Source organism: Psychrilyobacter sp. (assembly GCF_037132775.1).
Taxonomy (GTDB): domain Bacteria; phylum Fusobacteriota; class Fusobacteriia; order Fusobacteriales; family Fusobacteriaceae; genus Psychrilyobacter.
In genome coordinates, this window is record NZ_JBAHZY010000063.1 from 1 (window position 1) to 11,698 (window position 11,698).

Consider the following 11,698-nt stretch of genomic DNA (forward strand, 5'->3'; position numbering starts at 1 on the left):
AATGTCTTTTTAGAATAACCATTTCGAGAATTATCTGTAGATTTATTACGGTAATCGTATTTACTATAACCAAGTTGTTCTTCCAGCTCTCCATCTAAAGCACTTTCAAGCATTTGTCCCATCATTTCTTTAATTAATGCACTAAAATCTAAACTGGTATTAGGTGTTCTACTAAGATATTCTCTAATTAGCTCTTTTCGTGCTAATTCATCAGGGAATAAATCTTTTCTTCTTTTTCTCATAAAAAAACCTCCAAATTAATGTAGTTGTAGTTTACACTAATTTGGAGGTTTACACAAAATATGAGACAGACCCTAATTTACCCTACCAATAAAAAATAGGCTCTCAGAAAAATATTCTGAGAACCTATTTTATTATTCTAATTTTTCAAATTCATCTTTACTTACAGCACAAAGAGGACAAATCCAATCTTCCGGCACATCTTCCCATTTTGTACCCTTCTCGACTCCCGACTTTGGATGACCTATCTCTGGATTATAAATATAACCACATACTGTACATGCCCATTTTTCCATTCAATTCCCCCTTGATCTAATTTTTTTTAACCATATCTATCCTTAATATTACCATCAAAATAATTTTTTTCCAATTTTAATCTTCGATGTTTCTCTCTAGCATTTTTTTGAACAATAAACACATCCAATGGACTGTAAAAATATTTGTTTAGCTTTTTCTATTGCATCTTCACAGCAATCAAAATTTCCAAGATATTCTCTCTTTGCTGGACTGGGTATTTCTTTACAATCTTCCCTGTGTACAATATGATCTTCATTGTCTGTAGTATTTTTGTCAACATAGTAATTAGAACTTTTTATTTCATTCATACCTTCTACCTCCTAATTTTATAAATAAACAATAAGTTCATTTTAATATATAGCAATTTTTCTATGAAAAATCATCATAAAAGATATCTTTTATACCGTTGTGACTGAGAATATTATTACAGGCCCCTATCATCCCTGGGCTTCCACAAAGAAAACCTTCCCTGTGTTTAGAAGGATCAATTTCAAATTTTAAATATTTATCCAAAACATCAGTAATCAAACCTTTTTCTCCAGTCCAATCCTCATTAGGTAAAGAAGCCGATAATGCAGGAATAAAATGAAAGTTAGGCCATTTTTTTTCTATCTCTTTAAATTCTTCAAGTAAAAACAGGTCTTTTATAGTTCTAGCTCCAAAAAAATACCAAACTTCTCTATCAATTTCATCTTTTTCTAACATATCATGGAACATAGACTTAAATGGAGCCATACCAGATCCTCCAGCAATACAAACCATCGTTGATTTACAATCTGATTTTTCAAATTCACCAAAAGGTCCTATTAATTTTAATTTTTCCCCTACTTTCATATAATTATGAACCCATGTAGTTACTATTCCATTTGGAATTAAGCGGATTAACATGGCAATCTTATTTTTTTCTGAAGGTTTAGAAGAGATAGAATAAGCTCTTTGAGTGTATTCTTTAATTTTTCCATATGGAGGAATAACTAATTGAACATATCTTCCCGAAACAAAATCTATAGACTCATCTCCTATGGATACGATAACTTCTTTTATATCATAGGTTAGATCATTGATCTTTTCAACAACGCCAGAAAATTCTTTAGCGTTAAATAATTCTTCTGGGATAAATATATCTAGATTTTTTTTGACCTTGATTTGACATGCTAACCTTGTATTTTCATTTATCTCTTCCATGGATAAATAAGGTCTTTCAGTGGGAAGGATAGGACCTACATCTGTAGTGATCTTACATTTACAAGCTCCGCAAGTTCCCTTCCCTCCACAGGCAGAGGGAATAAAAACTCTTTCTGAAAATAAAGTTGTTAGGAGTTTGTCTCCTCCTTTTACATCTAGCACTTTTTTACCACTATTAATATTAATTTTTACATCTCCATAGTTATTGAGATGTTTATCTATGATTGAGATAGCAAAAGCAAGTGCACTCGCAAGAAGTGCAACGATAATTGGTGCAATTAAAAATTCCATAGACACTCCCCCCTTTTATTGAACTATAAGCATACCGGAAAAACCTATAAACGCCATAGCCATGAACCCAATTGTTATAAGTGTTATACCTGCTCCTTTTAAACCTTCAGGAACAGGAGCTTTTAAAACTTTTTTTTGTATAGCAGCTAGGGAAACGATAGCAAGCCACCAACCTAGACCAGAACCAAAGGCAAAAACAATAGTCTGTATAAATGAATAACCTCTAATCTCCATAAATAATGCAACTCCTAAGATAGCACAGTTAACAGTTATTAGTGGTAAAAAAATACCTAAAGCCATATAGAGGGCTGGAGAAAAACGATCGATAACCATCTCTAAAACTTGGACAGTAGCAGCGATAATTATGATAAAGACAATAAACCTAAGATAGAAAAGATCAAAAGGTATTAATATGTATTTATATACAACCCAATTTATAGCGGTTGTGATAGTTAGAACTGCAGTAACCGACATTCCAAGACCGTTGGCAGAATCCATATCTTTAGATATTGATATAAAACTACACAACCCTAAGAAGTTAGCTAATAAAATATTGCTAGTAAATATTGAAGCGAATAATAAAACTAATGGATTAATATCTGGTGCCATGTAAAACCTCCTATTTTGAACTTTCTTTTGAAAGTTTGATGTTATTAATTATCCAAATAGCGATCCCTAAGATAAAAAATGCACTTGGAGCCATAATCATTATTGTCCAAGTTTGAAATCCTTCCGGCATGACTAGAATCCCAAAGAGTGTGCCAAAACCAAGTAATTCCCTGATAAAAGCTATAGCCATCAGAATCCACATATACCCTATTCCTGTTGTAATCCCATCCCAAAGAGAGATTAGTGGCTTATTTAATTGAGCAAAAGCTTCGGCTCTCCCCATGATAATGCAATTAGTAATAATTAAACCCACATATGGACCCAGAGATTTACTAATATCCGGTAGATAAGCTCGGAGTAGTAGATCTACTATAATAACAAAGAAAGAAATTATAAGAGTTTGTATGATCATACGAACTTTACCAGGAATGAGGTGTTTTATACTAGCTACAGTAAAATTAGTCAATCCAGCAACAAAGATTACAGAAATAGCCATTATAGATGTATTTATTAAATTATTTGTAACTGCCAGTGCTGAGCAAATTCCAAGGATTTGAACAAAAACAGGATTATTATCCCATAGATTATCTTTTAATATACTTTTATATTCACTCATTCCTTGCCTCCTCCCTCAGATCTTTTATCTTTTGATTTATCATAACTTCGATAGAATGACTAGTTCTAGTAGCACCAACAATTCCATCTATGATTCCATCATCAGAATTATAGTTTCCCTCTCCACTACCCTGTATCACTTTAATCATGTCTTTAACAATAGTTTCACCTTTAAATTGGCTCAAGAACCACTCCTCTTCAATACGTCCACCTAGACCAGGAGTTTCATTATGAGAGATGATCTCTATACCTTTTATAGTCTTTAAATTTTTATCTATGGCGATAATTCCATTTACTGTACCCCAAAGAGCTTTCCCAGAGAATTTACTGACTAATATATCTTCCCCATCGACCTTTGCTACCATAGTTTTATTGGTAGGAAGTTCTAAATTAAAAATTGCTTTAAATTGTTCTTGAATCTCTTGATCTTGAGGTTTCACACCGATAGCTTTTAAAATAGATGAAATTTCATAATTTCTGTTATATTTGGAAACTCTATCTTTGGTGCTAACATGAGTTAAAGTCAATAAAAATACTAGTATGAAAGTAATAATAAATGAAAAAATAGTAGTATAGGTCATTGAATTTTTTTCCATCTATTTTCCTCCTTTTAATTTTAATTTTACTTTCCCAATCGTTTCATCAAATAATGGAGCAAACATATTTCCTAATAAAATAGCATAACTAGTTCCTTCAATAAAAAGAGAATAAGTTCGAATTAGCGATGTACAGATTCCAATGAGAAGACCGTATAGAATTAACGAATTATTTTTTTTAGGTGAAGATATAGGATCAGTAACCATAAATACAGCAATAAATAGAATACTTCCAGAGAATAAACTATAAATAGGGTTAGTTCCTCCTAAATCCATAAAATAAAGGACAGATTGCATGATTAGAAATCCAATTATAGTAGAAAGAGAGGATTTATAACTTGCAGTTTTAGTATAGAGCAAATAAATAAAAGCAATTAAAATGAGTATTATCGAACCTTCTCCAATAGATCCACTCTTGAGACCAGTAAATAAATTTAAAAGGGAAGGCAGTTGACCATTCCTTAGCATTCCAAGAGGGGTTGCCCCTGCAAAACCATCCAGAGATCTTGGATCTAACCATTGATTAACTGCATTTGGAAAAGAAATATAAATAAACAATCGACCTACAATGGCTGGATTAAAAATATTTCTTCCAAAACCACCATAAACCATCTTTCCAAAAGAAATTCCAAATACAATCCCGATTCCTACAATCCACAGAGGAGCTAAGGGTGGCATAGATAGTGCATAGAGGGAACAAGAAACAAGAACGGCTTCACTTATTTTTTTATTTGCCTTTCGAACAAATAACCATTCTGTAAATATACCTAAAATAAAAGTAACAACGATAATTCCTAGACTTTTAAAACCATATAAAAATATTGAAAAAGCTAAAAGAGGGGTAAGAGAAATTAAAACCTTTCTCATAACTGCTTGTTTTTGAAACATATTTTGAACCTCCAGAGTAAATTATTTTTCCTACACTAATAATATTTCAAATAATCCAATAAAGATGAAAAATATGATTATTTGATTAAAAAAATAAATTGAGGTAAGAAATAGTATGATACATAATACCAACTTTTAAAAAGAAATCCTCTAAAAATAGAGAGATTCCTCTTTTTTATTATCTAGGGAATCATACCTGTAAGGGGGGAAAGGGAAAATTAATTGTTGTAATTAAAGGAAATTACTAACTAACTAGCTATAGATAAGTAATGTTATTTTTATTTTTAAGGAGAGAAGACTATGGTAGAAGTATATGATTTAGGATTGATTACCTATGAACAGGGACAAAAAAAACAGGAAGAAATCTATAAATATGTATTAAATAATAAGCAAATAGATGGAGTTTTAATATTTTTAGAAGTAGATCCAGTTATTACCACTGCTTATTCCTCAGAAAGAGGGGAGGTGATATTTTCGAAAAAACAACTGTGTGAAAGAGGAATAAGGTCTGTACAAGTAGATCGAGGTGGAAAAACAACTCTTCATGGACCGGGACAGTTGATCTGCTACCCTATTTTAAATTTGGAAAGATTTGGGAAAGATCTACATAAATACTTACGAAACCTGGAAGAGGTAGTAATTAACATTTTAAAAGAATTAAATATTGACAGTGGCAGAAAAGATAAATATACAGGGGTTTGGATAGGAGAAGAAAAAATTTGTGCCATGGGCATCCATATAAAAAAATGGATAACAACCCACGGGATTGCACTAAACAATGATATTGATCTAAGTTTATTCGATTCAATAATTCCATGTGGAATAAAAGATGTCGGTGTAACTTCCATTAAAAAATTAGATATAGAAGTAGAGATGAGTATTCTAAAAGAAAAATTTGTAGAGAATTTTAACAAGGTTTTCTATTGAAATTCTAGTCACGAATAACCCAAGGGCACTTGTACTTTTAGTCGGAGGCTCCACAAATCATTATTAAGACTATAAAAAATTAGTATTCATTCGTGCAATTAGTGACTAAGTTATTAAAGTATATATAGATTAGGAGGAGGGAATGGATAAACCTGAATGGATTAGTAAGAAATTTTATAAAAGTAATGAGATCGAAAAACTTTTAGATGAAAATTTATTAAATACTGTTTGTGAAGCTGCTAACTGCCCCAATAAATGGGAGTGTTTTAGGAAAAAAACAGCAACCTTTATTATTTTAGGGGACAAATGCACCAGAGCTTGTAGATTTTGTTCTATAGATAAAAATATAAGAGGAGAAAAGTTAAACCCAAACGAACCTAAAAAAATAGCAGAAGTAGTAAAGAAAATAGGATTGAAACATGTTGTAATAACTTCTGTGACTAGAGATGACTTAGAAGACGAAGGAGCCACACATTTTAAAAAAATTATAGAAGAAATAAGAAAAGTATCAGATGCTACTATAGAGGTTTTAATCCCTGATTTTAATGGAAACAGAGAGTTGATAGATATAATTATAGATGCTAAACCAGATGTAATAAATCACAACATAGAAACAGTAGAAAATCTACACAAAATGATAAAACCCATAGGAAGTTATGAAAATTCAATAGAACTACTTAATTATGTTAAAGAGAGGGATAAAAACATAATCACTAAAAGTGGAATAATGTTAGGATTTGGAGAATCTATAGATGAATTAGCAGAATCTATAGAGGACTTGAAGGATATAAATTGTGACATACTTACAATAGGACAGTATCTACGCCCTAGTGAGAAGCATATAGAAGTTTCTGAGTATATAACAGATGAAAAATTTGTTATGTATAAAAAACTAGCTTTAGAAATTGGGATACCAGTTGTTGAGAGTGGGGTATTTATTAGAAGCTCTTATAATGCCATAGATAGTATAAAAAAAATAATGAAATAATACCGAGGGGGGAGTTATGATTTTTGAAAACCACAATCCTTTAGAAGGAAAAGTATTTCAAATATTAGATAAGACTGGAAAGGTAATAAATGAAAAATACTATAAAGATATCGACAGTGATCTACTACTAAAAATGTACAGATGTATGGTTTTGTCTAGAATCCAAGACGAATGGGCACTTAAATTTCAAAGACAGGGGAGAATGTTAACTTTTCCTCCTACACTAGGTCAAGAAGGTTTACAAGTGGCATCTATGGCTGCATGTAGAAACGACGACTGGTTAGTTCCTGCTTTTAGAAGTAATGCTGCTTGGTTATATAAAGGACTGCCTATGAAAAATATCTTCTTATACTGGTGTGGAAATGAAATGGGAAGTAAGATTCCTGAGCATATAAATATGCTGCCTGTTGCAATTTCAATTGGAACTCAGTTTAGTCATGCAACGGGAATTGGAATGTCATTTAAATATACTAAAGAGGATAAGGTAGTAGTAACCTATATAGGAGATGGGGGAACTTCTGAGGGAGAATTCTACGAAGCAATAAACTTTGCAGGTGTAGAAAATGCTCCTGTAATATTTATTATACAAAATAACCAATTTGCTATAAGTACTAGTGTTAAATCCCAAACAAAGGCAAAAACATTAGCTCAAAAGGGAATTGCAGCAGGAATCCCATCGATAAAAGTGGATGGAAATGATATATTTGCAATGTATTTTGCTACAAAAGAAGCTGTAGAGAATGCAAGATCAGGAAATGGACCAAGTTTAATTGAAGCAGTAACTTATAGACAGGGACCTCATACAACGGCAGATGATCCTACTATCTACAGAACTGAGGAAGAGCATTTAGATGGGATGTCTAAAGATCCTATCATTAGAACTAAAAACTTCTTGATAGAAAAAGGAATTTTGACTGAAAAAGATGAGACAAAAATGAGAGAAGAATGTAAAAAAATAGTATTTGAAGAGTTTGAAAAGGTTGAACAAGAGAAGGTAACTCCACTAGAGGATATTTTTAAATATACCTATGAAGAGATGACAGAAAATTTGAAAGAACAATATGAGGAAGCTAAAAAATGGGAAGGGGGGAGAAATTAATGGGGATTTTAAATAATATAGAGGCATTGAACCAAGCTTTGGATCAGATGATGGAAAAAGATGAAAAAGTAGTTGTCTATGGTGAAGATACAGGTTTTGAAGGAGGAGTGTTTAGAGCAACGAAAGGACTACAAGCCAAGTATGGAAAGGATAGATGTTTTGACTCTCCTCTAACAGAGGCAGGAATAATAGGAACGGGAATAGGGATGGCAATAAATGGGATGAAACCAGTTTTAGAAATACAATTTCAAGGGTTTCTATTTCCAGGATTAAACCAATTATTTGTCAATGGAGCTAGGTTTAGAAATAGAACAAGGGGAAGATTTACGGTACCAATGGTTGTAAGAATGCCATACGGAGGAGGAATAAGAGCTCTAGAACATCATTCTGAAAGTATAGAGGCAATGTTAGCTCATGTGCCAGGGCTAAAAGTTGTGATACCATCAAATCCATATGATACAAAGGGTCTCATGATCTCTGCGATTAAAGATCCAGATCCAGTTATTTTTTTGGAACCAAAAAGGATATATAGAGCTTTTAAACAGGAAGTCCCTGAGGAAATCTACGAAGTTCCTATTGGAAAGGCAAGAATTTTAAAAGAGGGAAATGATATTACTGTAGTTGGATGGGGGGCAATGATCCCAGAGATACAATTAGCAGTAAAGGATCTAGAAGGAGAGGGGATAAGTGTAGAATTAATTGATTTGAGAACTATTTCTCCCATTGATAAAGAAGCCATAGAAAATTCTGTGAAGAAAACAGGAAGATTTTTAGTCGTTCATGAAGCGGTAAAATCATTTGGTGTAGGAGCAGAATTAATTTCAATAGTAAATGAAAAAGCTTTCCTACACTTAGAGTGTCCTCCTACTAGATTAACAGGCTATGATATTACAGTACCGTTAGCAAAGGGAGAGGAACACTTTATGATCAATCCAGAAAAAATAAAATCAAAAATAAAAGAACTTATAAATTATTAAAAAATAAATTAAAGATAGGAGGGAATAATGTTTGAGTTTAAATTTGCTGATATTGGAGAAGGAATCCACCAAGGAAAAATATTAGATTGCTTTTTTAAAGTTGGAGATACGGTAGAGGAAGGAGAAAGTTTATTTTTGGTTGAAACAGATAAAGTAAATGCTGAAATACCTTCACCTACTAATGGAATAATAAAAGCTATTAATTTTGAGATAAATGATATTATCAATGTAGGAGATGTAGTAGTTGTTATAGATAACGGTAAGTCTGCTACAGTTGTTGAAACGGTAATAGAAGAAGCCAGAGATGAAGAAAAAGGAGCAAGTGTCGTAGGAGAGGTAACTGTTTCTAATAAATTAATTCCTAGTTTCTCTATAGAAAAAAAGGAAGAGAAAGTAAGTAGGAGAAAATCTTTAGCAACTCCAGTGGCTAGAAGGATGGCTAAAAATTTAGAGATAGATATAAATGAGGTTAAAGGAAGTGGATTAAATGGAAGAGTCATGAAAGACGATATCCAATTTTTTTATGATCAACATAATAAAGTAGAAGAGGTTAAAGTAGAAACAACAAGGTCAGTAGTCTTAGAAAATTCTGATGACATAAGGGAAGAGATGTCAGAAATAAGAAAAACTATCTTTAAAGCCATGAGTATTTCAAAAAAAGAAATTCCTCATACTACTCTCTTTGATGATATAGACGTAGAAAAATTAGTGAAATTAAGGGCAGCATTATCAGAAGAAATAGGGGTTAAATTAAGCTACCTACCATTTATAATGAAAGCAGTCTATTTAGGTATAAAGAAATATCCTGTATTTAATTCCACAATAGATGGAGATGCGATAGTCTATAAAAAGCAAGTAAATTTAGGAGTGGCAGTGGATACTGACTATGGGTTAGTAGTTCCTGTATTAAAAGATCTATCTATTTTAAGTATAATTGAAATAAGCGAAAAATTAAAAGATTTGGGTAGTAGAGCTAAAGATAAAAAATTATCCATGAAAGATATAATAGGCGGAACATTCACTGTAAGTAATTTTGGGAAATTCTCTAAAGCAGGCACTCCTATAATTAAATATCCAGAAGTTGCTGTACTAGGGATAGGAAGAGTTAGTAAACAAGCTGTAGTAGTCAATTCGGAAATTCAGATAAGATCAATATTACCTATATCTCTGTCAATTGATCATAGAATAATAGATGGAGCAGATGGTGGGAGATTTATTCAAGAAATTAGAAATTATTTGGAAAATCCAAAGTTATTATTATTAAGTTAGGAGGTAAGAATATGTATGACTTAATTGTTCTTGGGGGAGGTCCCGGAGGCTATGTAGCTAGTATAAAAGCGAGTCAACTAGGAATGAAAGTGGCTATAATAGAGCAAAATAAATATGGAGGAGTATGTTTAAATGTCGGGTGTATTCCTACTAAAACAATGTTAAAATCATCGAGGCTATTTAGCGACATGTTAGAAGCTAAAAAATTTGGAATAGATATAGATGGAAGTTTTAATATAAATTGGAAAAATGTTCTAAAAAGAAAAGATAGAATAGTCAATAAGCTTGTTACAGGAGTAGGATTCTTACTCAAAAAAAATAAAATAGATATGTTTAATGGTCTAGGAAAAGTCATTGATAAAAATACAGTAGAGGTTAATGGTGAAAAACTAGCCTGTAAAAATTTACTTATCTGCACAGGGTCAAACGCTAGAATCCCTGAAATAGAAGGAGCTAAAGAAGCTCTAGAAAAAGGTTATCTAATGACAAGTACAGAAATTTTAAGCGTTGAAGAAATGCCAAAAAAATTAACAATACTAGGAGGAGGAGTAATAGGAGTAGAATTTGCTATATTATTTGCTTCTTTAGGGACAAAGGTTAGTATAATTCAAAGAAGTGGAAGAATTCTTAATACTCTAGATAGAGATGTAATCAAAGAAATTACAGAGGTTTTGAAGAAAAAAAATGTAGAAATAATCTATAATGTAACTACAAATTATATAGGAAATGGCTATATTGAGTATACTTCTAATGAAAAAAAAGTGAAATTAGAAGGAGATAAGGTTTTAGTATGTGTAGGAAGAGTCCCCAATCTAAAAGGAGTAGAAAATTTAGATCTAGAGATAGAGAGAGGAGCTATTAAAACAAATAATAAGATGGAAACTGGTATAAGTGGAGTCTATGCTGCTGGAGATGTCAACGGGATTATGCAATTAGCACATGTTGCTTCCCATGAAGGAGTCATAGCAGTGGAAAATATGCTTGGAGGGAATGAAAAAATAGATTATAATAAAGCTCCCTATTGTATCTATACATTTCCAGAAGTAGCAGGAGTAGGGCTCACTGAAAGGGAAGCTAAAAAGCAGTATCCCAATGAAATTAAAATTTCTAAATTCCCTCTATCTGTAAATGGGAAAGCATTAGCTGAAGGGGAAGCCAGGGGATTTGTAAAAATAATAGCTACTAAAAAATATGATGAAGTGATAGGAGTCCATATTGTTGCAAGCCACGCAACTGATATGATTAGTGAGATGGTTACGACCATGGAATTAGAAGGAACTGCCAAAGAGATAGCACGGGCTATCCATCCTCATCCAACAATGTCTGAAGCTGTTGTAGAAGCTGCCATGGGTATAGTAGATAAAGCAATCCATATTTAGTTTATTTTAAAATTGTAAAAAAAGAACGCCTCATAGGTCTGGGTAGTATGATATAATATCTAAATAGAGAAGAAAATTAAAACTAACCTGTGGAGGAAAATATTTTGAATTTAAAGAAAAAAGACTATATTAGAACCATTATTATTGGAATAATTGGTGGAATAGCTTTATTGGTAGTAACTAGATAAATAAAAACCAGGGGCTGTTGCAAGTTTTGTGTAAACTCTAAAAATTAATGTAAAACTTTTATAAAAAGAGGAGTAATAATTCTTTAATTATTGCTTCTCGTTTTTAATATATTAGAACTTTATTTTTTGTATGTCAATAGCAGAGCCTAA

At 32.0% G+C, this 11,698-nt stretch carries 13 protein-coding genes and 1 pseudogene; 6 read left to right on the plus strand and 8 right to left on the minus strand.

The genetic code is table 11. From position 1 onward, the window contains the following. The 8 genes and pseudogenes from V5784_RS04145 to V5784_RS04180 form a co-directional block, all read right to left on the minus strand. A pseudogene (locus V5784_RS04145) lies at positions 1 to 137 on the minus strand (transposase); the annotation flags it as partial. Between the two features lie 237 nt (positions 138 to 374). Continuing rightward, positions 375 to 536, minus strand: coding sequence for a rubredoxin (locus V5784_RS04150; RefSeq protein ID WP_336887793.1), 162 nt, complete (start codon positions 534 to 536; stop codon positions 375 to 377). A gap of 96 nt (positions 537 to 632) precedes the next feature. Further along, a complete protein-coding gene (locus tag V5784_RS04155; RefSeq protein WP_336887794.1) occupies positions 633 to 845 on the minus strand; it encodes a hypothetical protein in 213 nt (70 codons plus the stop codon). A 61-nt stretch (positions 846 to 906) separates the two neighbouring features. Continuing rightward, positions 907 to 2,013: a 2Fe-2S iron-sulfur cluster binding domain-containing protein gene (locus V5784_RS04160; RefSeq protein ID WP_336887795.1), complete on the minus strand. Its 1,107-nt coding sequence runs from the start codon at positions 2,011 to 2,013 to the stop codon at positions 907 to 909. Between the two features lie 15 nt (positions 2,014 to 2,028). Beyond that, a complete protein-coding gene (locus V5784_RS04165; protein WP_336887796.1) occupies positions 2,029 to 2,622 on the minus strand; it encodes an Rnf-Nqr domain containing protein in 594 nt (197 codons plus the stop codon). A 10-nt stretch (positions 2,623 to 2,632) separates the two neighbouring features. Next, complete coding sequence (locus V5784_RS04170; RefSeq protein WP_336887797.1) at positions 2,633 to 3,238, minus strand: NADH:ubiquinone reductase (Na(+)-transporting) subunit D; 606 nt, start codon at positions 3,236 to 3,238, stop codon at positions 2,633 to 2,635. Beyond that, positions 3,231 to 3,833: an FMN-binding protein gene (locus tag V5784_RS04175; RefSeq protein WP_336887798.1), complete on the minus strand. Its 603-nt coding sequence runs from the start codon at positions 3,831 to 3,833 to the stop codon at positions 3,231 to 3,233. Before V5784_RS04175 ends, V5784_RS04170 begins: the two co-directional genes overlap by 8 nt. Next, positions 3,834 to 4,721 carry an RnfABCDGE type electron transport complex subunit D gene (locus V5784_RS04180; RefSeq protein ID WP_336887799.1) on the minus strand — a complete coding sequence of 296 codons (888 nt, stop codon included), beginning with the start codon at positions 4,719 to 4,721 and terminating at the stop codon, positions 3,834 to 3,836. Between the two features lie 300 nt (positions 4,722 to 5,021). Between V5784_RS04180 and lipB the strand changes: the two genes are divergently transcribed. From lipB to lpdA, 6 genes are all read left to right on the plus strand, one after another. Continuing rightward, positions 5,022 to 5,648 (plus strand): lipoyl(octanoyl) transferase LipB, encoded by a 627-nt coding sequence (gene lipB / locus V5784_RS04185; RefSeq protein WP_336887800.1) that lies wholly within the window; start codon positions 5,022 to 5,024, stop codon positions 5,646 to 5,648. 142 nt (positions 5,649 to 5,790) lie between these two features. After that, complete coding sequence (lipA, locus tag V5784_RS04190; RefSeq protein ID WP_336887801.1) at positions 5,791 to 6,636, plus strand: lipoyl synthase; 846 nt, start codon at positions 5,791 to 5,793, stop codon at positions 6,634 to 6,636. Between the two features lie 16 nt (positions 6,637 to 6,652). Then, positions 6,653 to 7,735, plus strand: coding sequence for a pyruvate dehydrogenase (acetyl-transferring) E1 component subunit alpha (gene pdhA / locus V5784_RS04195; RefSeq protein WP_336887802.1), 1,083 nt, complete (start codon positions 6,653 to 6,655; stop codon positions 7,733 to 7,735). Then, the gene (locus V5784_RS04200) at positions 7,735 to 8,712 is read left to right on the plus strand and encodes an alpha-ketoacid dehydrogenase subunit beta (protein WP_336887803.1); all 978 of its coding nucleotides are present in this window, start codon (positions 7,735 to 7,737) and stop codon (positions 8,710 to 8,712) included. The genes pdhA and V5784_RS04200 overlap by 1 nt, the downstream gene beginning before the upstream one ends. Before the next feature lie 27 nt (positions 8,713 to 8,739). Next, positions 8,740 to 9,981 carry a dihydrolipoamide acetyltransferase family protein gene (locus V5784_RS04205; protein WP_336887804.1) on the plus strand — a complete coding sequence of 414 codons (1,242 nt, stop codon included), beginning with the start codon at positions 8,740 to 8,742 and terminating at the stop codon, positions 9,979 to 9,981. 11 nt (positions 9,982 to 9,992) lie between these two features. Then, positions 9,993 to 11,360: a dihydrolipoyl dehydrogenase gene (gene lpdA, locus V5784_RS04210; protein WP_336887805.1), complete on the plus strand. Its 1,368-nt coding sequence runs from the start codon at positions 9,993 to 9,995 to the stop codon at positions 11,358 to 11,360. Positions 11,361 to 11,698: the final 338 nt, after the last annotated feature.

Excerpts from the sequence above, each read along its gene's own strand:
- lipB (WP_336887800.1), top strand. The coding sequence starts at position 5,022 with ATGGTAGAAGTATATGATTTAGGATTGATTACCTATGAACAGGGACAA.
- V5784_RS04170 (WP_336887797.1), bottom strand. The coding sequence starts at position 3,238 with ATGAGTGAATATAAAAGTATATTAAAAGATAATCTATGGGATAATAAT.
- pdhA (WP_336887802.1), top strand. The coding sequence starts at position 6,653 with ATGATTTTTGAAAACCACAATCCTTTAGAAGGAAAAGTATTTCAAATA.
- V5784_RS04180 (WP_336887799.1), bottom strand. The coding sequence starts at position 4,721 with ATGTTTCAAAAACAAGCAGTTATGAGAAAGGTTTTAATTTCTCTTACC.
- V5784_RS04150 (WP_336887793.1), bottom strand. The coding sequence starts at position 536 with ATGGAAAAATGGGCATGTACAGTATGTGGTTATATTTATAATCCAGAG.
- V5784_RS04160 (WP_336887795.1), bottom strand. The coding sequence starts at position 2,013 with ATGGAATTTTTAATTGCACCAATTATCGTTGCACTTCTTGCGAGTGCA.
- V5784_RS04205 (WP_336887804.1), top strand. The coding sequence starts at position 8,740 with ATGTTTGAGTTTAAATTTGCTGATATTGGAGAAGGAATCCACCAAGGA.
- V5784_RS04165 (WP_336887796.1), bottom strand. The coding sequence starts at position 2,622 with ATGGCACCAGATATTAATCCATTAGTTTTATTATTCGCTTCAATATTT.
- V5784_RS04155 (WP_336887794.1), bottom strand. The coding sequence starts at position 845 with ATGAATGAAATAAAAAGTTCTAATTACTATGTTGACAAAAATACTACA.
- V5784_RS04200 (WP_336887803.1), top strand. The coding sequence starts at position 7,735 with ATGGGGATTTTAAATAATATAGAGGCATTGAACCAAGCTTTGGATCAG.
- V5784_RS04175 (WP_336887798.1), bottom strand. The coding sequence starts at position 3,833 with ATGGAAAAAAATTCAATGACCTATACTACTATTTTTTCATTTATTATT.
- lipA (WP_336887801.1), top strand. The coding sequence starts at position 5,791 with ATGGATAAACCTGAATGGATTAGTAAGAAATTTTATAAAAGTAATGAG.
- lpdA (WP_336887805.1), top strand. The coding sequence starts at position 9,993 with ATGTATGACTTAATTGTTCTTGGGGGAGGTCCCGGAGGCTATGTAGCT.